Raw genomic sequence first — 25204 nt, 5'->3', positions numbered from 1 at the left:
TGTGGTCAACTGATCCGGATCATAGCCCCGTTTCACGTGCAGCTGCTTGAGCAGATGCACGTGCATGGTGCATGGTGCCGCGGTTACCGCTTTGGCGTGCTCTTTACCCGAGCCGTTCCAGTGCCTGCCCCAGAGCGGGCAGCACATGCCCTCTCCAGCCCCCGCCCATGATCTTCCACGCCATCATCTGAGCCGGATCGTCCGGATCGAATCCCTCGTGCACTAGGAAGAGACGCGTACCGCGCCCTTCCTGTTCCAGGGTCCAGGTGATGGTCCAGTCCGCGGGATTGGCCGGATCGGCGTCCACCCACCGGAGGGACAGCATCCGCTCGGTGTCGTAGGCGAGCACCCGCACCTCGACGACACCGGAGAAGCGGGAGTTGGGACGCGGGACGGAGGTCATCCGGTACCGGTGGCCGACCTGGAGCCGGAAGTCCTCGGCGCCGGGCATCTGCCAGCGGGCGAGCAGCTCGGGGTCGGTCAGGGCGCGCCAGACCTTGGCGGGCGGATGCGGGAAGAACTGGTCGACGCGGATGGTGGTGAGGTCGCCATCCGCGCCGCCCTCGGCTGTGCTCATGACGGGTCATCGTCCGGCATACGGTCGAGCAGTGCACCGAGGCCCTTCAGCCGCTCGCGCCAGAACCGCTCGTACGGGTGGAGCCAGTCCTGCACCTCGGCGAGCGGGGCCGCCTCGAGGCGGTAGATGCGCTGCCGTCCGGAACGCTGTTCGGAGACGAGGCCGGCTTCCCGGAGCACCCTGAGGTGTTCCGAGAGGCTCGGGCGGCGCATGTCGAAGTGGTCGGCCAGGGCCTGCACGGGCTGTGGTCCGCGCTCGCGCAGCAGCCGTAGCACCTCGCGACGGGTGGCGTTGGCGAGCGCGGCGAAGACACGGTCCTCGACGGCGGCCTCTGGGGCCCCGACTGCGGGCATGACCGGCCTTTCTACTGGTGAGCCTCCGTGAGCAGCATCAGACCGTTGCCGTCCGGGTCCCGGAACGAGGCCATCCGCCCCCACGGGTGCTCGTCCGGGCCGTGCACCTCGGTGCCCGCCTCGGTGAGCCGCGCGCAGTCGGCGTCGACATCGGTCGTCAGCAACATGATCCCCCGGGTCGAGCCGGGCTCGAAATCGCCCATCCCCGGTCCGGACAGCGTGAAGACGGTCTGCGCGCCCTTCGGCGCGACCTGGAGCCACCGCCCTGGCGGCATCCGCACGTCGGCGGTGACCTCGAAGCCGAGTACGTCCCGGTAGAAGCGCAGGGCACGGTCCTGGTCGGCGACGGGGAGGGTGACGAAGGAGGCGTGGCTGATGTCCATGCACCCAACAATAGGTAGGGACTTTCCTACGGGTCAAGCGTAGGGAGATCCCTACCTGTCGATCCCGGGGGCACCTGGACGAGCAGGGCGGCGACGCCATCACGCGCGCGTTCTTGATGGCCCGCGCCAGCGGCCGCTGCTACCACGCGCCGACCCGGGACAACCCGCGGCTGCGGATCCCGCAGCGACCGGGGATGGGTTTCCGCAGCAGATCGGTGTCCTGCGCACCCAAGGCGGCCCGCGACCGCGCGTCGGCCTGGGGCGTCTCACCCGGGGGCACCATGCCGTGGTGCACGACGGTTCAGGCGGCGGCCGCCACGAGGTCGCGGTGGAGCACGACGACACGCCGGGCACCCCGGCGAGCAGCCGGCCCGGTGGCCGGCTCGGGGGCGTCGGCGCGCAGTCCGCCCACGAGGCGGCACCGCGAGGCTCACACCCCGCCCCGCTTCCCGTACGGGCGCTCGAAGCGCTCCACGCGCCCGGCGGTGTCCAGCGCGCGGGCGGCGCGGGTGCAGAAGGGGTGGCCGACGTTCGAGATCCCGATGTCCACGACCGGGCTCACAAGGGATTCCTGCCCGGCGTCCGGAAGTCCCCCTGGTAACTGCTGGTAGCTTGCTGCGGGCCGTCCGGCCGAGGGCGGCCGGCCGCTACAGCTTGGGAGTTTTCCGGTGACTTCTGCGACTGCGAGAGTACGGAGTGCGGCCGTGGCCGCGGGACTGGCGGGCGCGCTGGCGCTGACGGCGTGCAGCGGCGGTGGCTCGAAGGACGGCTCCTCATCCTCACCCAGCACCACCACGGCTCCGACGGCCACCGGGTCCCCGGGCGTGACCGGCGCCTCGGCCAAGCTCCAGGGCAGCTGGATCACCACCGCCGGAGGCAAGGTCGTGGCCCTGGTGATCACCGGGAAGAAGGCCGGGATCTTCGCGACCGGCGGGACCGTGTGCAGCGGGACCGCGGGCGCCCAGGCCGGCATGCGGATGATCCATCTGACCTGCGCCGACGGCAGCAAGGACCGGGTCACCGGGATGGTCGACTCGGTGGACGGCAAGGCCATGAAGGTGACCTGGTCGGGCAAGCTCGGCCAGGAGACGTACACCAGGGCCGAGGGCGGCAAGCTGCCGACGGGGCTGCCGATCCTGAAGCAGTGACGCGGCGCCGATCGGCCCGGCGCGAGGCGGCGGACCGGCGGGTCACCCGATTCAGTGGTCCGGAAAGACGTCCGAAGGCGGTCCGGCAAGGCGCCCGAAGCGGTGATCGGGGAGGGGCGCGCGAACGGGGCCGGTGCGCAGGCGCCATGATGCAGGGGCACCGTCACGACCTCGATGGGGACCTGCTCATGCGCGCTTTTCCGCTCACCGTCACCGCCCTCGCCACCGCCCTTCTGCTCACCGCCTGCGACGACGGCGGGGGCAAGAGTGGCGACAAGAACAGCTCGGCCTGCAAGATCGGCGGGGTGTCGGTGCAGATCGGGACGGCGAGCGTGGCGCCGGCCGCCGGTGACTCCGGAGAGGTGCCGGTCAGCATCACCAACCACAGCGCCCCCTGCACCCTGGACGGCTTCCCCGGCGCCGTGCTGAACACCGGCGACGTCGAGCACAGGGTGCCCGCCCTCGAAGGCGCCAAGGCGCAGAGGCTGAAGCTCGCCAAGGGGGATTCGGCGTCCTTCACCATCAGCTATGTGCGCGGCGAGGCGGGCGACAAGAGCAGCCTGGCGGCGAAGACGGTGAAGGTCAGCCTGCCCGGCTCCACCACCGTCCGGAGCTTCCCGTGGTCGTATGGCCCCATCGCCGCCAAGGGCACCGGCGACGAGCCGAACGCCGCCGTCAGCGCCTTCCAGCAGGTCGGGGACTGAGGCGGACCGAGGCTCACGGCAACCGGTGCCGACCCTCGACTTGGGCGCGGTCGGCCGCCGCCGTGCCCTCCGTCCAGCCCGCCGCGTCGCTCACGCCGCGCAGCCGGGTGGTGGTGGTCTCCGGGAACATGCGTTCCAGGCGGCCGCTGACGGCTATCGCGCGCGTGGCCAGCACCGGCAGCAGGTCCCGGGTGACCTGGGTCTCGGCTGCGGCCGCGAGCCGGTCACCGACACGGTGGGCGTAGGCGGCGAGGAACGACTGCCGGAAGGTCTTGGTCCGTTTCCGCCCGCCGGCTCTCTGGGCCGCCTCCGCCTTGGTCATCGCGTGTGTGGCCTGCACCAGCAGCGAGGTGTAGAGCAGCTCGACCGCCTCCAGGTCCGCCTCGAAGCCGACGACCGTGGAGAAGCCGAGCGGTTCGTTCCACACCGCACGGCAGTGGTTCGCGGTGGCCACGGCGTCCAGCAGGACCGCCTTGGCCTGTTCGTAGGGCGGCTCGACCCCGATCCTGCAGGCGCCGGGCGTGTCCGGGGCGGGCGCCTCGGCGGCGAGCAGCGCCTCGTCGACGCTGTGCCGGGCCATCAGCTCCTGCGCCTTGGCGCTGAGCGCCTCCGCCTCCTCCGGATAGCCGGTCGCCTCGGCCTTGGCGAGCAGCGCACGGATGCGGGTGAGCATGCGGGAGGCGGCCGGGCCGGGAGCGCGGCGGGACTCCTCCTCCAGCGGCTCCAGGGCGGGCAGGCGCAACAGCAGGCGGTACAGCTCCAGAACGGCCGTGGCGTGCGAGAAACGGTCGGTCTCGCGTGCGGGACCCTCCGGCAGCGCTTCCAGCTGAGCGGCCCAGCGGCGCCCGCGCGGGCGGTCCCGCCCGGCCTGCGCCCGGATCAGCGCGGCGGCCAGGCGCTCGTGCACCTCCTCCAGCTCGCGCCGCACGAGCCGGACGACGTCGGCGGGCTGCCAGCCGCGCCGCCAGGCCGCCGCCACGAACTCCTCGCCGCGGCGGGCTAGTTCACCATCCGCGGCGGGGTCGGCGGCGAGCAGGGAGGCACCCGTGTCGAGGCCGGTTTCGGTGTCGTCGTAGAGGGCGGCCCGGAAGGCCCGCTCGACGGTACTGGCAGTGCTGGTCACGCCGTCGATCGTGCCACGGCCCACCGACAGCGGGCGGAGGTCGTCCACAGGCTGTGGACAACACCTGGGTGGCGTCAGGCGCGGGCGGCCCGGTTCATGGTGCGGCTGTGGGCCGGCGGCCGGGCACCCGGCGAGGGCGGGCAGCCGGGCCCCGGGCGCCCGCAAGCGTGGACAGCCAGGTCCCGGGTGACGGCGGGCAGGCGGGCAGGCGGGCAGGCGGGCAGGCGGGCACGCGGGCACGCGGGCACGGGCAGCCGAGGTGCGGCCGGGCGAACAGGAGCAACTCTCCGGGAGTTCTCTCCTCACTGCTGCGGCGCAGCCGCCGGGTGTTCCGGGGCCGGGACCACTTCCGCGGGGCGGTGGTCGCGGGCAGATGTGAATTGTCAACCATCGGTTGACACCTCTGGAGGCGCAACCTACGGTTGACACATGGCGACCCACGAGAACATCACGGCATCCGTGCGCCTCGACGATCTCATCGAGGCCATCAAGAAGGTGCACACCGAACCGCTCGACCAGCTCCAGGACGCGGTGATCGCGGCCGATCACCTCGGAGACGTGGCCGACCACCTGATCGGCCACTTCGTGGACCAGGCCCGCCGCTCGGGCGCGTCCTGGACCGACATCGGCAAGAGCATGGGCGTGACCCGGCAGGCGGCGCAGAAGCGGTTCGTGCCCAAGGAGTCCGCTGACCTCGACCTCAGCCAGGGCTTCAGCCGCTACACCCCGCGTGCGCGGAACGTGGTCATGGCCGCGCACAGCGAGGCGGTGGCCGCCCGCACCCCCGAGGGCCGGCCCGAGCACCTGGTCCTCGGGCTGCTGGCCGAGCCGGAGGGCCTGGCCGCGAAGGCGATCACCGCGCAGGGCACCACCCTGGACGCCGTGGGGCAGGCCGCGACCGCCGCGCTCCCGCCCGCCGCGGACGACATCCCCGACCTGATCCCCTACGGCCCCGCGGCCAAGAAGGTCCTGGAACTCACCTTCCGCGAGGCCCTGAGGCTCGGCCACAACTACATCGGCACCGAGCACATCCTGCTGGCCCTTCTGGAGCACGAGAACGGCCAGGGCGTCCTCAGCGGCCTCGGCATCACCAAGACGGGAACCGAGGAGTACGTCGGCAAGATGCTGGCGTTGCTGCTGGAGCAGACGGAGGCAGCGGCAGCAGAGTCGGCGACCGGCCCCACGGACCGCTCTGAGGACTGAAGGCGCAGGTCAGTCCCATTGTCAGACCCGCCTGCCACACTCGCAGTCATGACGGACCGGTGGGCGCTCGCACCGGCCGAGGACCGTGGCGTGGACGTCGCCCCCCTCGGCCCGGACGGGCTGCCCGCCGGACCGGTGCGGCGGGAGAGCGATCTCGCCGGGGCGGTGCGGAGCCGCCCGGAGGTGACGCGCTGGGTGTGGCGGTCGACCCCCGAGGTCTATCCGCGTCTGCTCGCCACGGGGGTGCGAGTGGAGCGGTGCTACGACATCGAGGACGCCGAGACACTCCTGCTGGGCCACGAGGGACGGTACGGCGAGCCACGCTCGGCCGCCGCCGCCCTGGCCCGCCTCCGCGGCGGCCCCGTACCGCCCGACCCGCCGCAGCGCGCGGCCGAACCGGGCGCCCAGTCCCCGCTGTTCGAGCCGGCCGGCACCCACCTGCCCCTCGACGACCTCCTCGCGGTCTACGCCGATCAGCAGCGGCGGCACCAGCGGACCGCCCACCCCGACCGGATGCGGCTGCTGACGGCCGCCGAGTCGGCCGGGATGCTGGTGGCCGCCGAGATGAACCACGTGGGCCTGCCCTGGAGCGCCGAGGTCCACCGCGAGCTGCTGCACGACCTGCTCGGCGAGCGGTACGCGGGCGGGGGCGAGCCGCGCCGCCTCGCCGAGCTGGCGGACGAGGTGTCCGCCGCCTTCGGCCGCCGGGTCCGGCCGGACCTGCCCGCCGACGTCGTCAAGGCCTTCGCGCAGGCCGGGATCAAGGTGAAGTCCACCCGCCGCTGGGAGATCCGGTCCGTCGACCACCCGGCCGTCGAGCCGCTGCTGGAGTACAAGAAGCTGTACCGCATCTGGGTGGCACACGGCTGGTCCTGGCTACAGGACTGGGTGCGCGACGGCCGTTTCCGCCCCGAGTTCCTCGCCGGCGGCACCGTCACCGGGCGCTGGGTGACCAACGGCGGGGGTGCCCTGCAGATCCCCAAGGTGATCCGTCGGGCCGTGGTCGCCGACCCCGGCTGGCGGCTGGTGGTGGCCGACGCCGACCAGATGGAGCCGCGGGTGCTGGCCGCCGTCTCCCGCGACCCCGGCCTGATGGAGGTGGCCGGCCGCGAGAGCGACCTGTACCAGTCCGTCTCCGACCGCGCCTTCTCCGGCGACCGGAACCAGGCCAAGCTCGCCGTGCTCGGCGCGGTCTACGGCCAGACCTCCGGCGACGGCCTGAAGAACCTCGCCGCGCTCCGCCGCCGATTTCCCAAGGCCGTCGCCTACGTCGACGAGGCGGCACGCGCGGGCGAGGAGGGCCGGCTGGTGCGGACCTGGCTCGGCCGGACCTGCCCGCCGGCCGCCGGCTCCGGCGAGGACTCGGCGGAGGAGGCCGGCATCCCCGTCGGCGAGGACGACACCGAGGCGCAGACCGACGGCCAGGGCTGGGTGCCCGGCTACGCCTCCACCAACTCCCGTGCGCGAGGCCGCTTCGCGCGGAACTTCGTCGTGCAGGGCAGCGCCGCCGACTGGGCGCTGCTGCTGCTCGCCGCACTGCGCCGGGCCTGCGCGGACCTCAAGGCCGAGCTGGTCTTCTTCCAGCACGACGAGGTGATCGTGCACTGCCCCGCAGAGGAGGCCGACACCGTCGCCCAGGCCATCCGCGAGTCCGCGGACCTCGCCGGGCGGCTGACCTTCGGCGAGACACCGGTGAGGTTCCCGTTCAGCACGGCGGTGGTGGAGTGCTATGCCGATGCCAAGTAAGCCGGCCGCCTGGCCCGTTCAGTCCGCGAGCAGCCCCCGCAGCTCCTCCAGCACCGCCTGCTCGTCCGTCCCGTCCAGCGCCACGAGCGCCGCACGCCAGGCGTCGTACGCCTCCGCCCGCCGTCCCTGCTCGCGCAGCAGCAGCCCGTGCTGGTGCCGGGCCAGGCCGCCCATGTAGCGGTCGGCGCGGGCTTCGGCCCGGTGCAGCAGCTCGGCACACTCGCCGCCCGCCCGCTCGCTCTCCCCCAGCTCCCGCAGCGCGCGGACCAGGCCTAGCCGGGTCTGGGCCTCGCCGTGCCAGTCGCCGTGGCCGCCGAGGATGCGCAGGCTCTCCTCGAAGTGCCGCGCCGCGGCGGCCGGTTCACGGAGGGCGAGGTGTGCGTAGCCGATGTTGCAGTGCGCCGAGTGCTGCACGATGACCGCACCGATCGCGTCCCCGATCGCCAGCGAACGCCGGTGCTGCTCGATGGCGGCGCGCGGGTCGATGTGCTCGTAGAGGTTGCCGAGATGGCTGTGGGTGACGGCCTCGCCGTAGGGGTCGTTCAACTGCCGCGAACAGGCGAGGCTCTGCCGCAGCGCCTCCCCTGACTCCTCGTACCGGCCCAGCCCCTCCAGCAGCAGCCCGCGGTTGTTCAGACAGCGCCGGATCCGGGAGGCCGTGCCGAGCCGTCGCCAGATCTCCAGGGCCCGGTCGGTGAGGGCGAGGGCGTCGTTCTGCCGGCCGGTCAGGAAGTGCAGGCCCGCCAGGTCGCCCAGCGCGTACGCCTCGGCCGCCGCGTCACCGAGCCGTCGCGCCGCCTGCAGCCCGGCCCGCCCCAGCACCTCCATCTCGGCGACCCGTCCGCTGCGCTGCACGTACGGGAAGAGCAGTCGCACGAGCGTCGAGAGGTGGGCGGCCCGGCGTACGTCGGCTGTGTCCGCATTCCGTGCCACCAGGGTGACGATGTTCTCCAACTCCAGCTCAATCCACGCGAAGGCCACCTCCGCGGACTCGAAGACCGGCAGTGCGGCGACGTCCGCGGCATGCTCGGGTGGCTGTGCGGAGGTCGGCCGACGCCGGTCGTCCTGGTCGAGCCCCGGCTCCACGATCGCCATCAACAGGCGCTCGGCGACGGCGGCGTACCAGCGGAGGGCGGCCAGATCGGGGGCGGGGGTGCCAGTGCCCGGGGTGGCTGGGGCAGGCGCGGAGTTCGTGGCGGAGGCCGGGGCATGGGCAGCTTGGGCCGGGGCTTGGGCAGGGGTCGTGCCGGGGACCGGGGCGGCGGCACGGAGGGTGCCGAGGGGGTCGGCGTTGCTGTCCGCTCCCGGGTCCGCCAGTTCGCGGGCGAAGTCGCGGACCAGGTCGTGCGGGGCATAGCGGCCGTACGCCGTCTCCTCCAGCAGGGCGACGTCGACCAGGCGGTCCAGGGCGGCCTCGGCGCGGCGGGGGTCGGTGCCGGTGAGCCGGGCGATCAGCGGGGCGCTGTAGGCCGGCAGGTCGAGCGCGCCGATGTGGCGCAGGGCGAGGGCCGCGTCCCGGTCGGCTTCGCGCTCGGCGGCGGCGAGCGCGTCATGGGCGACGGCCAGGGAGCGCCGAACGCTCAGGTCGTCGTACTCCAGGTGGTTCAACCGTCCCCCGGTGGCAGCCAGTTGGTACGCCAGCACGTCCGCGGTGAGTGCGCGGCGGGCGGCGAGCCGGGCGGCGACGACACGCAGCGCGAGCGGGAGCCGGCCGGTCAGCTCGACCAGTGCGTGACCGGCGTCCAGTCCCTCGCGTCCGCTCACCGCGCGCAGCAGGGCCGCACTGTCCTCGCCGGTCAGCGGGCCGAGCGGAAAGCGCCGGGCACCGTCGAGGGCGGTCAGCGGCGAACGGCTGGTGACGATCACCGCGCAGCCGGGCCCGGCGGGCAGCAGAGGCCGTACCTGGGCCGCGTTGGCCGCGTCGTCCAGCACCAGCAGGATGCGGGCGGGCGCCAGCAAGGAGCGGAGCAACGCGGCCGCGGCGTCCGGGTGTTCGGGGACGTTGCGGGGCTCGACCCCGAGGTCGCGCAGCAGGGCGGCGAGTGCCTGCACGGCGGCGAGCGGGACCATGCCCGGGGTGGCGCCGTGCAGGTTGACGTAGAGCTGGCCGTCGGTGAAACGCTCCCGCAGCTCATGTGCCACATGCAGGGCCAACGCGCTCTTGCCGACGCCCGCCATACCGCTGATCACGGCGACGGCAGGGGCCGGTGCGGGCGGCTCGGTCAACGCCCGGCACAGCTCCCGGCGTACATCGGCGCGGCCGGTGAAGTGGGCCGGAGGAGCCGGCAACTGGGCCGGGCGCGGGGTCTGCTGCCGCGTGGCGGAGTCGGCTTCGCGGGGGGATGCGGGAGGCGTCGTGGCGCCAGCCGTCCCCGAGTCGTGTCCCGGACGCCGCTGTCGGCTGTCCTCGGCGACTCGCCGCCGGTCACCGTGCCCCTCGCGTTGCCGCTGTCCCTCGCCGCTCCCCCGCAGCACCTCGGCGTGCGCCTCACGGACCGCCGTGCCGGGCTCGATACCGAGTTCCTCGACCAGGCGGGCACGCAGGTCACGGTGGACGGCCAGGGCCTCGGCCTGGCGGCCGGTGCGATGCAGGGCGAGCATCAGCTGACGGTGGTACGCCTCGCGTAGCGGATACTCGGCGACGAGAGCCGCCAGCTCGGGGACCAGTGCGGCCAACCGGGCACCACCCAGCGCGAGTTCGGCGTCATAGCGCCACTCGAGCAGAAGCAGCCGCGCCTCCTCCAGGCGCTGCACGAGGGCGTATCCACCGAGGTCGGCGGGGAGCCCGCTGAGCGGGGTGCCGCGCCAGAGCGCGAGCGCGGCCGTGCAGGCACGTACGACGCCCGGCCAGTCCCGCAGGGCGTGCGCGGCACGCGCCTCGCTGACCCGTACGTCGAACACGTGCACGTCCAACTCGCCGTGATCCACGCGCAGCAGATACCCCGGCGGTACGGCCCTGAGCCGGTCGGGGTCGTCCAGAAGCCGGCGCAGCCGGGTGACATGGTTGTGCAGGGAGGCCTGAGCGGAGACGGGCGGCGCCCCGCCCCACAGGGCGTCCTTCAGCGACTCCACGGACACGACCCGGCCGGCCTCCAGCAGCAGGGCGGCGAGCAGGGTGCGCACCTTGGGACTACCGATGGCGCGGACACCGTCGTCGGAGGTGTCGTCCGGGGCCTGGGAAGCGCCGGCGAGGGTGCTGTCGGCGGGTTCGCCGGAAGGGCCGCCGGGGGTGCCGTACGAGATCTCGTACGGCGGTCGGTCGTAGAGGACGGGCGGTCCCAGCAGGCCGAACCGCAGCTCGTACCGCCGCATCACGCCGCCCCACTGCCTTCCCGCGCGGTCGGGACCGACCGTGCTCCGCGGCGGGCGCGCGCCCGCCGTTCCCTGGCGGATTCCCGCCCTGTCCACAACGGTTTCCCGCCACCTTCTGTTTCGCCGCTCCGGCTCAGGACCCGCCCGTCCCACCGCCTGTTCCCCTGTCGCCGGGGCGACTTCCGGCCAGCCGGTCCGCGACCCGCCGTGGAACCGTTGGCCACATGTTAGCGATCCGTTGGCGCATCCTGATGTGATCATTCCATCGGATCTGGCTCGACGGCGCGCGCGTAAGTCGCGTAACTCGGGGGAGTGTCGCCGCTGGCCGGATCCGGGGACGCAAGGGGCCCCGGGCGGCGGAGGTGAACGACCGGGGCTCCGTCCCGTTCCCTTCGCCGGGCCGCTGGACTCCCTTTCCCGGCCGCTGCGTTCGGGGCTTGCCCTTCCGGCCCGTGGCACGGCGCGGACCTTGGGGGCCGTCGCACAGCTCGGACTCCGGGCCCAGCCGCAGACCCAGAGATGCCCCGCCCCCGCACACGGTCAGATCACCGGCGGGCGGCCGAGCCGGGTGAGCCGCCACACCGCCCGCCAGCGCATCGCCCGTCGCTCTCCGGCCGGCTCCCGCACCCCCTCCAGGAATCCGCCGAACCATGCCTTCAGCCCCGGCCGGGAACGGGTGCGGGCGAGCGTGAGCAGCGTCCACACCCCCAGGTGCACCGGGATGAGCGGCAGGGGCAGTCGACGCCGGACGAGCCTGACGCGGTCGCGGGCGTTGATGCGGTAGTAGACGGCGTGCCGGGCCGGTGAGGTCTTGGGGTGCCGGAGCAGCACCCCGGGGGCGTGCAAAAGCGTGAAGAAGATCATCTCTGACCAACCGCACACCTGGTGGTACGCCCACCGCACATGACAGGCCGCTGCCCCCTCACAGGAGAAGAAGGAGCAGATCGGCGGCGTGAAGGACGAGCCCTGGCCGAGGCGAGAAGCAGCAAAGATCCTCGCCGCGAAAAGGCGGACGGGGTGGGAAGATCAGCGATCTGGAGGCCGGCCACGACATGGGCCCCGACACCGGCAGCGCCCATCTCACCGCCAAGGACAAGGCGGGCAGGCCCATGAGCGACACCTGCACGGTGACCCGCGGCAAGGGAAAGTGGCACCTCGTCGTCTTCACCGGGCAGCCCGTGCCGCAGGCGCGGACGGTCCAGCGCTCCCCCTCAGCCCTCGTCGGCGACGCGGACGGTCCAGCGCTCCTCGACCTTGGCCAGGCGCCAGTACGCGATGGCCACGGCCCAGACGACGACGAACAGGCCGGCGATGACATAGCCGACGTTGTCCAGGTCCAGGGCCGCGATCCAGCCCGTGACGTCATCATGCAGGCCGAGCTTGTCGTGCAGGACGCCGACCAGCTCGATCGTGCCGACGAAGAAGGCCACGGCGATGGACAGGCCGGTGATGGTGAGGTTGTAGAACACCTTCCGCACCGGGTTGGAGAAAGCCCACTGGTAGGCGAAGTTCATGAACGTGCCGTCGAGGGTGTCGAACAGGCTCATGCCGGCCGCGAACAGCAGCGGCAGGCACAGCACCGCGTACCACGGCAGACCCGCGGCGGCACCGTTGCCGGCCAGGGCGAGGAGCAGAACCTCCGTCGTGGTGTCGAAGCCGATGCCGAAGAGGAAGCCCAGCGGGAACATCTGGCCCGGGCGGCGGATGGACTTGGTGAGCCGGCCCAGGAGACGGTTCATGAAGCCGCGCGAGTCGAGGTGGGCCTCCAGTTCCGCCTCGTCGTAATGTCCGGCGCGCATCGCCCTGAATACGCGCAGGATGCCGAAGAGCGCGACGAGGTTGAGGGCGGCGATGAGGTACAGGAAGCTGCCGGAGACCGTGGTGCCGACGGTGCCGAGGACCTGGTGGGTTCGGGAGCCGTCGTTCATGAGGGTGCCGGCGAGCTTCGCGCCTCCGGCGACCAGGGCGGCCATGGCGACCACCACGCTGGAATGCCCGAGCGCGAACCAGAAGCCCACCGACACCGGCCGCTTTCCGTCGGCCATCAGCTTGCGGGTGGTGTTGTCGATCGCCGCGATGTGGTCCGCGTCGAAGGCATGCCGCATGCCGAGCGTGTACGCCGTGATGCCGAGACCCAGGCCGAACGCCTTGGTGCCCACCTCATAGTGACGGGGAATCACGAGCAGGAACAGGATGCCGAACGCGACCACGTGCAGGGCGACGATCACGCCCAGCAGGCCCACGGTCCGGACGGTGTCCTCGCGACGCCAGCGGAACGACGGGGACGGGGTGGCGGCGGTTTCGGGCACGCCTTCGGACACGGTCATGCGTTCACGCTCCAGCACCTCGTGGATCAGCTTCGTGATGCCGTGGCCGGTCTCCTGGCTGACGGGTCGCCGCGCCCGCCCCTGCCTTCCCGGCTGTGCGGCCAGTGGCGTGTAGGGGGCGGGAACTTCCCGATCACAGTGGCGAGGGCCGCTCCGGTCTGAGCCCTGAGGGCTGTCACCGGTCTTCCCGAACACCACGGCCTGCTCACACTAGGGGGCGGTGGGTAGCGGCTGCAAGGCTGCACAGCTGAACAGGTATGGAGGCGCGGGGCAGGTGGCTGCGATGATGGGGGCATGCATCTCGTCCCCGCGGATCGTGCCGGGCAGCGCACCATCGACGGCCATCGGGTCTGTGACGCCATCGCCGCCGTCGGCGAGCCGGAGCGGGTACGCGCCTGGGCCGATCGCTTCTCGCTGCTCTCCGATCCCGGCCGTCTGTCCCTGCTGCTCGCGCTCCACGAGGCCGGTCGGCTCGTCGACGGATCGATCTCCGCACTGCTGAAACACTGCGTCTCACCCGACTGACGCGCTACCGTCCGCTGCCGCGCCCCTTCTCGATGCTCGCTCCCACGTGGTCACCCAGGCCATGGAGCCGCCCTGCCTCTGCCACAGAGCCGGTTGCCGCCCTGACCCGCGTGCGCCCCACCCCGGTCGAGGCGTAACAACCGTTCTATAGAGTGATGATGACTGATCATCACTGTCGTTGATGAAGCAAGGCAGTGCGACGGCGACCTGCCGTACAGAGAAACAGGGGAACCACATGAGCCTGATACGCAAGCGCGTCGGCACGATCCTCGGCATGGGCGCGATGCTCGTCGGGGTGGCGCTCACCGCCGGGGCCGGCACTGCCAACGCCATGGACCCGGACGGGTCGTACACCATCACCATCCACAATTCCAGCGGGAAGGTGATCGGGTACGCCCGCTGGAACGCCGACCCGCAGCCCGCCCCCGACATTCCGGGCGATGCCCTCATCGCCAAGGACGTGTACGCCGACGGCTTGGGAATCGAGGCGGAGCTCAGCAACGGCCGCATCGCTTCCACCCGGGGCCACGACTCCCCCTACATGAAGATCGTCCCCGGCAACCTCCCCGAAGGGAAGGCGTACAAGCTGCGGGGCTGCATCGTGACCAGCACGTACCGGGAGTGCTCGCCCTGGCACGACGTCCGCGCCTGAGCCGCGAGGCGCGCGCGTGCCCCCCGTCCACCCAGGCGGATCCGCGAGGACATGGCTCCCGGGGATGCCGCCGCGTCCGGGGGGCGCGGCACGCGCGCGCCGCAGCCGTCGTCTCCGCTGAACGAGAAGACCCCGGGTCGGACGATGTCCGACCCGGGGTCTCAGTGGAGCCGCTTTCGGGATTCGAACCCGAGACCTACGCATTACGAGTGCGTTGCTCTGGCCATCTGAGCTAAAGCGGCGCGCTGCCCACACCATGGTGCGATCAGCAACGTCGGTAAGTCTACACAGTTTCCAAGGGTGCTTCGCACCCACCCCGGAGCCCTCCGCTCCGGGGTGGGTGGACGGGCTATGAGCAGCGCTTTCCGGCGGTCGGCGGGGTGCCGCGGAGCAGATAGGTGTTGATCGCCGTGTCGATGCAGCTGCTGCCACGGCCGTAGGCGGTGTGGCCGTCACCGACGTAGGTCAGGAGGCGGGCCGAGGAGAGCTGGCGGGCCAGGGACTGCGCCTCGCGGTAGGGGGTCGCCGGGTCGCGGGTGGTGCCGACCACCACGATCGGCGCCGCACCCTTCGCCTCGATGCGGTGCGGTTCGCCCGTCGCCTTCACCGGCCAGTACGCGCAGTTCAGCGAGGCCCAGGCCAGGCCGCCACCGAAGATGGGGGACGCCTTCTCGAACTGGGGCAGCGCCTTCTCCACCTGTTCGGGGCCGGAGAAGGCCGGCGGCAGGTCCAGGCAGTTCACTGCGGCGTTGGCCATCATCAGGTTGCTGTAGCGGCCGCTCTTGTCACGCTCGTAGTAGCTGTCGGAGAGCACGAGCAGGCCCGCGCCGTCGTTCTCCTTCATCGCCGAGAACAGCGCCTCGCGCAGCTGCTCCCACGTCCCCTCGTCGTACATCGCCGCGATCACCCCGGTGGTGGCGAGCGCCTCGCCGAGCCTGCGGCCGCCCGGGTCGCCCGCCGGGATGGGGTGGGTGTCCAGCTTGCGGAAGAACGCCTTGAGGTGGTCGCCGACCTGTGCGGGCGTCGTACTCGTGCCGCCGAGCGGGCAGTCGGGGTGCCGTACGCAGTCCTTCGCGAACTCCTGGAACGCCGTCTCGAATCCCGCCGTCTGGTCGAGGTTCAGCTCGCGGGCGTCGAGGCTGGGGTCCATCGCGCCGTCCAGGACCATACGGCCCACCCGCTCCGGGAACAGACCGGCGTACGTCGCCCCGAGGAACGTGCCGTACGACGCCCCGACGTAGTTCAGCTTCCGGTCGCCCAGCACCGCCCGCACGATGTCCATGTCCCGTGCCGTCTCGACGGTGGAGACGTGCCGGAGCAGCCGTGCCGAATGCGCACCGCAGCCCTCCGTGAACTTCTTGTCGGCCGCGACCAGCGCGTTCCGCTCCCCCTGGTCGTCGGGCGTCAGGTCCGTCTGCGTGTATGCGTCCATCTGACGTCCGTCGAGGCATTCGACGGGCTCGCTGCGGGCGACGCCCCGCGGGTCCACCGCGGCCATGTCGTAGCGGGCACGGACGTCCGCCGGGTAGCCGATGCCGGCGTACTGCTGGAGGTAGCTGATCGCGGAGCCGCCCGGGCCACCCGGGTTGACCAGCAGTGAGCCGAGCGGCTTGCCCTTGCCGGTGGCCTTCTTGCGGGCGACGGCGAGCCGGACGTCGCCCGAGCCGGGCTTCGCGTAATCCAGCGGGGCCTTGATCGTCGCGCACTGGAAGCCGGGGGTACCGCAGCTGCGCCAGTGCGGCCGCTGCGCGTAGTACGGCGTCAGCGCCGACGGCGTCGACCGCGGCAGCGCGGCCAGCGCCGCGTCCACCGTCCCGCCCGTCGACATGGTCGGACTCCCGGAGGAGCAGGCGGTCACGAGCAGCGCGGCGGCCGTGAGGAGCGCGGCCATGAGACGGTCCATCGTCGGGATGTGGGTGCCCCGGGGCCGGAGCGGAGATCGGCGGCAGTGGGATGACCTGGTGTGCATCGGGAGATCGTAACTCTGCGCGACGACTTGGAGGCGCTATGTGTGCGGCGTGGGCTCGTACGGGGGACGCCAGACGTCAACGGTGGTACGGGCGGAGGAGTCCGGCTGAGGCACGGGGAGGCCGGAGTTCGGCACCGATTCTCAGGCGCCGGGCCTGGACAGCGGTACGCGGACCGCGGACTTCGGCAACGGTAGGGGAACCCCGGCCCTCGACCGCGGTACGACGGCCGGAGCGTATCCGCCGGCCCGTGGCCCGCCCAGGTCGTCATCCCGCCCGCAGGGCCATCGTCATCGCCTCCACCGCGAGCAGCGGGGCCACATTGCGGTCCAGGGCTTCGCGGCAGGCGGCGACCGCCTCGATGCGGCGGAGCGTGGACTCCGGGGCGCTGCCGCGGGCCAGCCGCTGCAGGGCGTCCTCGGCGTCGGCGTTGGCGATCGCCACTCGGGAGCCGAGCTGGAGGGCGAGGACGTCGCGGTAGAAGGCGGTGAGGTCGCCGAGGGCGACGTCGAGGCTGTCGCGCTGCGTGCGGGTTCTGCGGCGCTTCTGCATGTCCTCGAGGTCCTTCATCACACCTGCCGTGCCGCGCGGCAGCCGGCCCCCCTGCACCGCGCCCAGTGCCGCCTTCAGCTCCTCGGTCTCCTTGCCGTCCATCTCTTCGGCGAGCTGCTTGGCGTCCTCGGCGGCCGCGTCGACCAGTTCCTGGGCCGCCTTGAGACAGGCGCCGACCTCGTCCAGGCGCAGCGGGAGCTTGAGCACGGCGGCGCGGCGCTCGCGGGCCGCCGGGTCGGTGGCCAGGCGCCGGGCCCGGTCGACGTGGCCCTGGGTGGCGCGGGCGACCGCCGCCGCGATCTCCGGTTCGATGCCGTCACGGCGTACGAGCATGTCGGCGACGGCGTCGACGGAGGGTGTACGCAGATTCAGGTGGCGGCAGCGGGAGCGGATCGTCGGCAGGACATCCTCGATGGAGGGGGCGCACAGCAGCCAGACCGTGCGCGGGGCCGGCTCCTCGACGGCCTTGAGGACCGCGTTGGCCGACTTCTCGTTCAGCCGCTCGGCGTCCTCGACCAGGATGATCTGCCAGCGGCCGTTCGCCGGGGAGGTGAACGACTTGCGGACCGTGTCCCGCATGTCCTTCACCAGGATCTCGGAGCCCACCGCGGCGACCGTGTTGACGTCCGCGTGCGTGCCGAGCAGCGCGGTGTGGCAGCCGTCGCAGAAGCCACAGCCGGGAGAACCGCCGAGAGCGCGGTCCGGGCTCACGCACTGCAGGGCCGCGGCGAAGGCTCTGGCCGCCTGGTTCCGGCCTGCCCCGGGCGGGCCAGTGAACAGCCAGGCGTGCGTCATCTTCGACGCCTCGGGCGGCGGCTCGTCGGCCGTGGCGGCGGTGACGAGGGCGTCAGCGTCCCGCGCGGCGGCGCCGAGCACCGCGCTCACCTTCTCCTGCCCGACGAGGTCGTCCCACACGGTCACGGGTCACGCCGCCCTTCCGTCACACTCCACGTTCCGGAATCCATTGTGCGGGTGGGCACTGACATTGATGGTGACACTCAGGTTCCGGTGGCCGTGCCTCGGGCACTGCCTGACGCCCTGAGCAGGAACGGCTCTCAGCCGCGCCGACCCCGCCCACGGCCCCTGCGGCCCTGTTCCTCGTCGCGGTCGCCGGAGTCCTGCCCGTCGTACGACCCCAGCAGTTCGTCCGCCAGAGTCGGCAGGTCGTCCAGCGGGGTCTCCTCGGCCCAGTCGGGGCGCGGCCGGCGGCGGGGCGTGCCGTCGGCCTCGATCCGGGGCATCTCGCGCGTATGCCCTTCGGAGCCGTCGGGACCGGCGGTGGGCCGCTCGTCCCGGAAGAAGCCGGGCGGCACCCGGTCCGTCGGGGCGTCATCCCGTACGGGCGGCAGTACGGCCGTCTCGTCGGCCGCGCCCGGGGTCACCGGCGGCAGTACGGCCGTCTCGTCCGCCGCGCCTGCCGGAGTCACCGGCGGCAGCACCGCCGTCTCGTCCGCCGCACCCGGAACCACCGGCCGCAGCACCGCCGTCTCGTCCGCGGCGCCGGAGGCGACCGGCAGTTGCGGCAGCTCGGCGGTCACCTCGGAGTCGGCGGGGACACCGTGCACGTCCTCGGCGGAGCCACCGCGCTCCGCGCGCACCGGACGCAGCACCGTCGTGTCGTCGGCGCCCGGTTCCGGCCGGCCCGCCTCCGGCCTCCCCCCGGCGCGCGTGCCCGCCTCGGGCGTGCCGGGTGAGACCACCGGTGTCGGGGCCGTCTCCTCGGCACCACGGGCACCCGGCGACGCCGCCGGCGTCGCGTGGGGAGCCACGCCCGGCGTGGTCGGCAGAGGTGTGCTGGGCCTGCGGGCCGCCGCGTCGGCCGCCGCCGCGGCCTCGGCCGCCTGCCGGCGGGCCTCCTCGGCACGCAGCAACGCCTCCTCGGCCTTGCGCTGCTTCTCCAGGCGCCGCGCCTCCTCCTCGGCGCGCAGCCGGGCCTGCCGGGCCTCCTCCTCGGCGCGCAGGCGGGCCTCTTCCTCTGCCTGCCGGCGCCGCCGCTCCTCCTCGGCCTTGCGGCGGGCCTCCTTCTCGGCGCGGGCCTTCTCCTCGGCGAGCAGCCGCTGCCGCTCCTCCTCCGCGCGCCGGGCCGCTTCCTCGGCCCGCTGCCGGGCCTCCTCCGCCTGCCGCTCGGCCTCGCGGCGCTGCGCCTCCTCCAGCTCGCGGCGCTTGCGCTCCTCCTCCTCGGCGCGCAGCTTGGCGAGCTGCTCCTGGCGCTCACGCTCCAGGCGCTCTTCCTCGGCCTTGCGGGCGGCCTCCTCCTCGGCCTTCCGGCGGGCCTCCTCCTCGGCCTTCTTCCGTGCCTCCTCCTGGGCCTTGATCTCGGCCTCGGACAGCGGCAGCACGGTGTCGAGCCGGCGCCGGATCACGGTGGTGACGGCCTCGGGCTCCTGCCCGGCGTCCACGACGAGGTAGCGGCCGGGGTCGGAAGCGGCCAGCGTGAGGAAACCGGCCCGCACGCGCGCGTGGAACTCCGCCGGCTCGGACTCCAGCCGGTCCGGCGCCTCGGTGAACCGCTCGCGGGCGGTCTCCGGGGAGACGTCCAGCAGGACGGTGAGGTGCGGGACGAGCCCGTTGGTCGCCCAGCGGTTGATCCGGGCGATCTCGGTCGGGGAGAGGTCGCGGCCGGCGCCCTGGTAGGCCACGGAGGAGTCGATGTAGCGGTCGGAGATGACGACCGCGCCGCGCTCCAGGGCGGGGCGTACGACGGTGTCGACGTGCTCGGCGCGGTCCGCGGCGTACAGCAGCGCCTCCGCGCGGTGGGACAGGCCCGCCGAGGACACGTCGAGCAGGATCGAGCGCAGCCGCTTGCCGACCGGGGTGGCCCCCGGTTCGCGGGTGAGTACGACCTCGTGGCCCTTGGCGCGGATCCACTCGGCGAGGGCCTCGGCCTGGGTGGACTTGCCGGCGCCGTCACCGCCCTCCAGGGCGATGAAGAAGCCGTTGGCCGCCGGGGCCGTGACCGGGTCGTCGCCACCGAGCAGGGCGTCCTTCAGGTCCTGGCGCAGCGGCACGCCGGAGCGGTCGTCGACCTTGGCGAGCACCAGCGCGGCCACCGGCAGCAGCAGCGCGCCGACCAGCATCAGCGTGAAGGCCGCGCCGCCGTGCGCGAAGACGAACTTGCCGTTCTCCAGCCGGTGCGGGCCGATCAGCGCCGCGACCAGGGGCGCGATGAGGGCGCCGAGCGCTATGAAGACCCGGACGACCGCGTGCAGGTGCTCGGTGGTGCGTGCCCGGCGGTACTCCTCGGTCTCCTGGTCGAGCAGGGCGTGTCCCGTGTGGGCCGCCACGCCCGCGCCGGCGCCGGCCAGCGTGACGATCAGCAGCACCGTGGTGACGTCCGGGACGAGTCCGGCGGCGAGCAGGGCGATGCCGGTGAAGGCGATCGCGAGAGCCAGAAGCCGGCGGCGCGAGAGCGAGGGCAGCAGCGCGGGGGCCGTGCGGATCCCGACGGCGACACCGCCGGTCAGGCCCAGCACCAGCAGACCGTAGAGCACCGGGCCGCCGCCCAGGTCCTTGGCGTGCAGCACGCACACCGCGACGGCGGCGGCGATGGCCCCGGCGACCGCGGCGCAGGCCGGGACGAGCAGCGGGACGGCACCCGTACGGCCCTTGTCGACCCCGGTTCCGGTGCGCGGGCGGCGCAGGCCCTCCAGCGGGGACCGCGGACGCGGGGTGCGCGTGCCGGGCAGTTCCAGGTAGGTCAGCACGGACAGGGAGGCGGCGAACAGACCCGCCGCCACATACGACCCGAGGGCCACCTGGTGCTGGTCGAACCAGGCCACGCCGGTGCCCAGCAGGTTGTTGAGCAGGGCGGCCATGACCAGGGCGGCGGCGGCCAGCGGGATCGCCAGGAAGCTGGTGCGCAGCGCGAGGCGGCGCAGGGCGTCCAGGTGATCCGGCAGCGGCCGTACGGTGGCACCCTCCGGGGGAGGGGCGGGCAGCAGGGCGGGGGCCGCGCTCTCCCGGCACACCGTCCACAGCCGCTCGGCGACTCCGGTGACGAAGGCGGTGACCAGTAGGAGGGCGAGCGCGTTGTCCGGGGTCCAGTCGATCCACAGGGGCGCCACGATCAGCAGCGCGGCGCGCAGGCCGTCGGCGCCGACCATGGTCCAGCGGCGGTCGAGCGGGCCCTCCTGGGAGGTGAGGGCGGTGAGTGGGCCGAGGAGGACCGCGCCGAAGAGCAACACGGCGAGTACTCGCGCCGCGAAGACCGTCGCCACTGCGAACGCCACGCCCCGGTAGCCGCCGCCGAACGTGCCCCCGGTGATCGCCGCCTGGAGGGCGAGGACGACCAGGACGAGGAGGGCGAGGGTGTCACCGACCCCGCTCACCAGCTGCGCGCTCCAGAGGCGCCGCAGCTGCGGTCGGCGCAGCAGGGAACGGACGGCGCGCTCGCGGGAGTCCGCGACCAGGGCGTCGTCCGGTGCGGTGGTGGGGGCCGTTGGCTGCTCGGCTCGCGTCATGCGTTCAGCCTATCCGCAGCCACCGACACCACACCTCGCCTGTCCGCACGTGCGCGCGCCCCGACACCAAAGAGATGCCGGGGCGTTCGTTTCGCGAGCCGGGCGGCAGGTTCCTCCCACCCGGCGGGGCGTCAGTCCGCTGCTCAGTCCTCCGTGCCGGAAGCCGTCGCCTTCGAAGCCGTCGCCTTCCTCGTGGTGGTCTTCTTGGCGGTCGTCTTCTTCGCGGCGGCCGTCGTCTTCTTCGCCGCCGTCTTCTTGGCGGCGGTCTTCTTCGCCGGGGCGGTCTTCTTGGCCGCCGCCTTCTTCGCGGTCTTCTTCGCGGGCACCTTCGCGCGCTTCTCGGCGAGCAGCTCGAAGCCGCGCTCCGGGGTGATCGTCTCCACGCTGTCACCGGAACGCAGGGTCGCGTTGGTCTCGCCGTCGGTGACGTACGGTCCGAAGCGGCCGTCCTTGACCACGACCGGCTTGCCGGAGACCGGGTCCTCGCCCAGCTCCTTCAGCGGCGGCTTGGCGGCCGCGCGACCGCGCTGCTTCGGCTGGGCGTAGATGGCCTGCGCCTCTTCCAGCGTGATCGTGAAGATCTGGTCCTCGGCCTGCAGCGAGCGCGAGTCCGTGCCCTTCTTCAGGTACGGGCCGTAGCGGCCGTTCTGCGCGGTGATCTCCACACCGTCGGCGTCGGTGCCGACGACGCGCGGCAGCGACATCAGTTTCAGCGCGTCCTCGAGGGTCACCGTGTCCAGCGACATGGACTTGAAGAGGGAGGCCGTGCGCGGCTTGACCGCGTTCTTGCCGGTCTTCGGGGTGCCCTCGGGAAGGATCTCCGTGACGTACGGGCCGTAGCGGCCGTCCTTGGCGACGATCTGGTGACCGGTGGCCGGGTCGGTGCCCAGCTCGAAGTCTCCGCTCGGCTTGGCCAGCAGCTCCTCGGCCAGCTCGACGGTCAGCTCGTCCGGCGCCAGGTCGTCCGGGATGTCGGCGCGCTGGTGCTGCTCGGTGTCCTTCTCGCCGCGCTCGATGTACGGGCCGTAGCGGCCGACGCGGAGCACGATCTCGTTGCCCACCGGGAACGACGACACCTCGCGCGCGTCGATCGCGCCCAGGTCGGTCACCAGCTCCTTGAGGCCGCCGAGGTGGTCTCCGTCGCCGTTACCGGCGTCCGCGGCGGAGGCGGCGACAGTGCCCTCGCCGAAGTAGAAGCGCTTCAGCCACGGCACGGCCTTGGCCTCGCCGCGGGCGATGCGGTCGAGGTCGTCCTCCATCTTGGCGGTGAAGTCGTAGTCGACGAGCCGCCCGAAGTGCTTCTCCAGGAGGTTGACCACGGCGAAGGACAGGAAGGACGGCACCAGGGCCGTGCCCTTCTTGAAGACGTAGCCGCGGTCGAGGATCGTGCCGATGATCGACGCGTACGTCGACGGACGGCCGATCTCGCGCTCTTCCAGCTCCTTGACCAGGGAGGCCTCGGTGTAGCGGGCCGGAGGCTTGGTGGCGTGGCCGTCGACCGTGATCTGCTCGGCGGACAGCGGGTCGCCCTCGTTGACCTGCGGCAGCCGGCGCTCGCGGTCGTCCAGCTCGGCGTTCGGGTCGTCGGCACCCTCCACATAGGCCTTCAGGAAGCCGTGGAAGGTGATCGTCTTGCCGGAGGCGCTGAACTCGACGTCCCGGCCGTCGGCGGCGGTGCCGCCGATCTTCACGGTGACGCTGTCGCCGGTCGCGTCCTTCATCTGGGAGGCGACGGTCCGCTTCCAGATCAGCTCGTAGAGCTTGAACTGGTCTCCGGTCAGACCGGTCTCGGCAGGGGTGCGGAAACGATCACCCGAGGGGCGGATCGCCTCGTGCGCCTCCTGCGCGTTCTTCACCTTCGCGGCGTAGGTGCGCGGCTGCGGGGGCAGGTAGTCGGCGCCGTACAGCTGCGTGACCTGGGCGCGGGCGGCCGCGATCGCGGTGTCGCTCAGCGTCGTGGAGTCCGTACGCATGTACGTGATGTAGCCGTTCTCGTACAGCTTCTGCGCGACCTGCATGGTCGCCTTCGCGCCGAAGCCGAGCTTGCGGCTGGCCTCCTGCTGCAGCGTCGTCGTGCGGAACGGGGCGTACGGCGAGCGGCGGTACGGCTTGGACTCGACCGAGCGCACGGAGAAGCGGGTGTTCTCCAGGGCGGCGGCGAGGGCGCGGGCGTTCGCCTCGTCGAGGTGGAGGGTGTTCGCGCTCTTGAGCTGTCCCAGGGAGTCGAAGTCGCGGCCCTGCGCGACCCGCCTGCCGTCGACGGTCTGCAGGCGGGCGACCAGCGACGACGGGTCCGACGGATCCCCCGCGCGGCCGGTCGCGAAGGTGCCCGTCAGGTCCCAGTACTCAGCAGACCGAAAAGCGATGCGCTCGCGTTCCCGCTCCACGACGAGCCGGGTGGCGACGGACTGGACGCGGCCGGCCGACAGGCGCGGCATGACCTTCTTCCACAGGACCGGCGAGACCTCGTAGCCGTAGAGGCGGTCGAGGATACGGCGGGTCTCCTGGGCGTCGACCAGCTTCTGGTTGAGCTGGCGCGGGTTGGCGACGGCCTCGCGGATCGCGTCCTTGGTGATCTCGTGGAAGACCATCCGCTTGACGGGGATCTTCGGCTTGAGGACCTCCTGGAGGTGCCAGGCGATCGCCTCGCCCTCCCGGTCCTCATCGGTGGCGAGGAACAGCTCGTCGGAGTCCTTCAGCAGATCCTTGAGCTTCTTGACCTGCGCCTTCTTGTCGGCGTTGACCACATAGATCGGCTGGAAGTCGTGTTCGACGTCCACACCGAGGCGGCGGACCTCGCCGGTGTACTTCTCGGGCACCTCTGCGGCGCCGTTGGGAAGGTCGCGGATGTGCCCGACGCTCGCTTCGACTACGTAGCCGGGGCCGAGATAGCCCTTGATCGTCTTCGCCTTGGCAGGCGACTCGACGATGACGAGTCGGCGGCCGCCCTGTGCGGTCTCGCTGGTCGGGGACAACTTGGCTCTTCTCTCCGGTCGACGCTGGGGCCTCCCCAGGGCCTTCGTCCCGGGGTCGCGGCGTACTTCTGGCTCGTGTGACGCTGCGGAGTGTGACGGTACATCCCGCCCCGGTGTCAAACGGGAAAAGCCCACAACGGCCACTCGAACGGTAACCCGACTACCGCCATTCCTGCCGCCCGGAGTGCCCGGCGACCTCGCCGCCCCTGTCCGGAGGGTGACGCTCCCTGTACTCCGCAGCACGGTCACGGCCGCACGCCCACCGACGTCAGAGGCAGGTCAGGCAGTACACGGCGAGGGCCAGCGCGACGGTCCCGGCCGTGCCGGCGAGGGTGGCCGATGCGACCCGGCTCACACCTGCGGCCACCGGCTCGCGGCGCCGCAGACGGACCCCGGTCCACGCGAGCACGGCGCCCCCGAACAGGGCGAACACCACTGCCGCGAAGATCGCCGGTGTGCTCTCCATCCCCGACCCGCCCTTCCGTCCCGTCCGGCTCCGCCCAGCGCCGGGAGAGTGGCACACGCGGGAGACCGGGGGGCGACCTCGGGGTGAACGGGAGGTCGACGCAACATCGAACACTTACTCGAACAGGGTCGGCTCGGGCTCGGCACCCGTATTTTTCCGGCCTTTTTCGACTGCGCGCTCCAGTGGGCACCTCATCACCCGAGTCGCCATCTCGGACGCCGCGGTTTCCGGTGCGGTTCGCAAGGGCCGGTCAGCGGCGGGGCGGACCACACGGCACGGGCTGATGAGGACTGCTGTTCATGCCAGTGGGCCGGGGCGCGGCCCTCCGAGCTGGGCGCTGCGTCAGCTGCGGTGCGGAGCGGCCAGCAGACCTCGGCAAAGTCGGCGTGGACAGCGCCCTCAAGGTCAGCTTCCGGCAGAGCGCACCCCCGACCGGTTGCCCGGCCGGATGAACGCCGCCCGGCGCCTGGTCCTGACCGGCTCCCTCGCCGCCGGCACCGCCCTGGCCGGCCTGCTCGGCGAACCCTCTCGCTCCGCGCCGCGCTCTGGGCCGGCGCCCTCGGCCTGGCACTCGCCTGGCTACTTTTCCCACGGATGTGCTTCCTGTGTGCACCCCAGCCCGTGCCACCGGGATACGACGAGGATCGGACGCGGCCGTCGGACGATCCGAGCGCGCTACGACGGCACGTCTACCCGGGGGTACGGCACCTGCACGGGGCCGTACCCCCGGG

The 25204-nt window shown here is 72.5% G+C and carries 17 protein-coding genes, 1 tRNA gene, 2 pseudogenes and 1 riboswitch; of the genes and pseudogenes, 6 read left to right on the top strand and 14 right to left on the bottom strand.

What is annotated here, in order from left to right:
- Positions 1-103: 103 nt before the first annotated feature.
- From ABZ079_RS28705 to ABZ079_RS28690, 4 genes and pseudogenes are all read right to left on the bottom strand, one after another.
- The gene (locus ABZ079_RS28705) at positions 104-577 is read right to left on the bottom strand and encodes an SRPBCC domain-containing protein (protein ID WP_356942336.1); all 474 of its coding nucleotides are present in this window, start codon (positions 575-577) and stop codon (positions 104-106) included.
- Positions 574-930, bottom strand: coding sequence for a metalloregulator ArsR/SmtB family transcription factor (locus ABZ079_RS28700; protein ID WP_356942335.1), 357 nt, complete (start codon positions 928-930; stop codon positions 574-576). Before ABZ079_RS28700 ends, ABZ079_RS28705 begins: the two co-directional genes overlap by 4 nt.
- An 11-nt stretch (positions 931-941) precedes the next feature.
- Positions 942-1313, bottom strand: coding sequence for a VOC family protein (locus ABZ079_RS28695; RefSeq protein ID WP_356942334.1), 372 nt, complete (start codon positions 1311-1313; stop codon positions 942-944).
- Positions 1314-1743: 430 nt separating this feature from the next.
- Positions 1744-1869, bottom strand: a pseudogene (locus ABZ079_RS28690) (50S ribosomal protein L31); the annotation flags it as partial.
- Positions 1870-2017: 148 nt separating this feature from the next.
- On the opposite strand from ABZ079_RS28690, the gene ABZ079_RS28685 reads away from it, so the two are divergent.
- On the top strand, positions 2018-2461 hold the full coding sequence (locus ABZ079_RS28685; protein ID WP_356942333.1) for a hypothetical protein: 444 nt from the start codon (positions 2018-2020) through the stop codon (positions 2459-2461).
- Positions 2462-2649: 188 nt separating this feature from the next.
- On the top strand, positions 2650-3165 hold the full coding sequence (locus ABZ079_RS28680) for a DUF4232 domain-containing protein (RefSeq protein ID WP_356942332.1): 516 nt from the start codon (positions 2650-2652) through the stop codon (positions 3163-3165).
- 13 nt (positions 3166-3178) lie between these two features.
- Here ABZ079_RS28680 and ABZ079_RS28675 read toward each other — a convergent pair whose 3' ends face one another.
- Positions 3179-4288 (bottom strand): DUF2786 domain-containing protein, encoded by a 1110-nt coding sequence (locus ABZ079_RS28675; protein WP_356942331.1) that lies wholly within the window; start codon positions 4286-4288, stop codon positions 3179-3181.
- A 429-nt stretch (positions 4289-4717) separates the two neighbouring features.
- Here ABZ079_RS28675 and ABZ079_RS28670 point away from each other — a divergent pair, with 429 nt between their 5' ends.
- Positions 4718-5491 carry a Clp protease N-terminal domain-containing protein gene (locus ABZ079_RS28670; RefSeq protein WP_356942330.1) on the top strand — a complete coding sequence of 258 codons (774 nt, stop codon included), beginning with the start codon at positions 4718-4720 and terminating at the stop codon, positions 5489-5491.
- Positions 5492-5539: 48 nt separating this feature from the next.
- Positions 5540-7237, top strand: a complete 1698-nt coding sequence (locus ABZ079_RS28665) for a bifunctional 3'-5' exonuclease/DNA polymerase (RefSeq protein ID WP_356942329.1) — start codon at positions 5540-5542, stop codon at positions 7235-7237.
- An 18-nt stretch (positions 7238-7255) separates the two neighbouring features.
- On the opposite strand, the gene ABZ079_RS28660 is transcribed toward ABZ079_RS28665, so the two are convergent.
- From ABZ079_RS28660 to ABZ079_RS28650, 3 genes and pseudogenes are all read right to left on the bottom strand, one after another.
- Positions 7256-10549, bottom strand: coding sequence for a BTAD domain-containing putative transcriptional regulator (locus ABZ079_RS28660; protein WP_356942328.1), 3294 nt, complete (start codon positions 10547-10549; stop codon positions 7256-7258).
- Positions 10550-11089: 540 nt separating this feature from the next.
- A pseudogene (locus ABZ079_RS28655) lies at positions 11090-11398 on the bottom strand (glycosyltransferase family 2 protein); the annotation flags it as partial.
- Between the two features lie 362 nt (positions 11399-11760).
- Entirely contained in the window at positions 11761-12876 is a 1116-nt protein-coding gene (locus ABZ079_RS28650; RefSeq protein WP_356942327.1) for a HoxN/HupN/NixA family nickel/cobalt transporter, read from the bottom strand.
- A gap of 26 nt (positions 12877-12902) precedes the next feature.
- Positions 12903-13090: riboswitch (cobalamin riboswitch) on the bottom strand.
- Positions 13091-13170: 80 nt separating this feature from the next.
- Here ABZ079_RS28650 and ABZ079_RS28645 point away from each other — a divergent pair.
- Together ABZ079_RS28645 and ABZ079_RS28640 are read left to right on the top strand one after the other, a co-directional pair.
- Positions 13171-13401 (top strand): hypothetical protein, encoded by a 231-nt coding sequence (locus ABZ079_RS28645; RefSeq protein ID WP_356942326.1) that lies wholly within the window; start codon positions 13171-13173, stop codon positions 13399-13401.
- Between the two features lie 235 nt (positions 13402-13636).
- Entirely contained in the window at positions 13637-14053 is a 417-nt protein-coding gene (locus ABZ079_RS28640) for a hypothetical protein (protein WP_356942325.1), read from the top strand.
- Between the two features lie 165 nt (positions 14054-14218).
- On the opposite strand, the gene ABZ079_RS28635 is transcribed toward ABZ079_RS28640, so the two are convergent.
- The 6 genes from ABZ079_RS28635 to ABZ079_RS28610 form a co-directional block, all read right to left on the bottom strand.
- A tRNA-Thr gene (locus ABZ079_RS28635) sits at positions 14219-14295 on the bottom strand.
- Between the two features lie 107 nt (positions 14296-14402).
- Entirely contained in the window at positions 14403-15944 is a 1542-nt protein-coding gene (locus tag ABZ079_RS28630) for an alpha/beta hydrolase (protein WP_356942324.1), read from the bottom strand.
- Positions 15945-16287: 343 nt separating this feature from the next.
- Positions 16288-17493, bottom strand: a complete 1206-nt coding sequence (locus ABZ079_RS28625) for a DNA polymerase III subunit delta' (protein WP_356942323.1) — start codon at positions 17491-17493, stop codon at positions 16288-16290.
- Positions 17494-17627: 134 nt separating this feature from the next.
- Positions 17628-21032 carry a dTMP kinase gene (gene tmk / locus ABZ079_RS28620; protein ID WP_356942322.1) on the bottom strand — a complete coding sequence of 1135 codons (3405 nt, stop codon included), beginning with the start codon at positions 21030-21032 and terminating at the stop codon, positions 17628-17630.
- A 143-nt stretch (positions 21033-21175) separates the two neighbouring features.
- On the bottom strand, positions 21176-24007 hold the full coding sequence (gene topA, locus ABZ079_RS28615; RefSeq protein WP_356942321.1) for a type I DNA topoisomerase: 2832 nt from the start codon (positions 24005-24007) through the stop codon (positions 21176-21178).
- Between the two features lie 268 nt (positions 24008-24275).
- Positions 24276-24473, bottom strand: a complete 198-nt coding sequence (locus ABZ079_RS28610) for a hypothetical protein (RefSeq protein WP_356942320.1) — start codon at positions 24471-24473, stop codon at positions 24276-24278.
- Positions 24474-25204: the final 731 nt, after the last annotated feature.

Origin of the sequence: Streptomyces sp. NPDC006314 (assembly GCF_040613075.1) — a bacterium.
In the GTDB taxonomy this organism is placed as follows: domain Bacteria; phylum Actinomycetota; class Actinomycetes; order Streptomycetales; family Streptomycetaceae; genus Streptomyces.
Note: the sequence above shows the minus strand (reverse complement) of the source record. Positions and strands in the feature narration are given on the sequence as shown.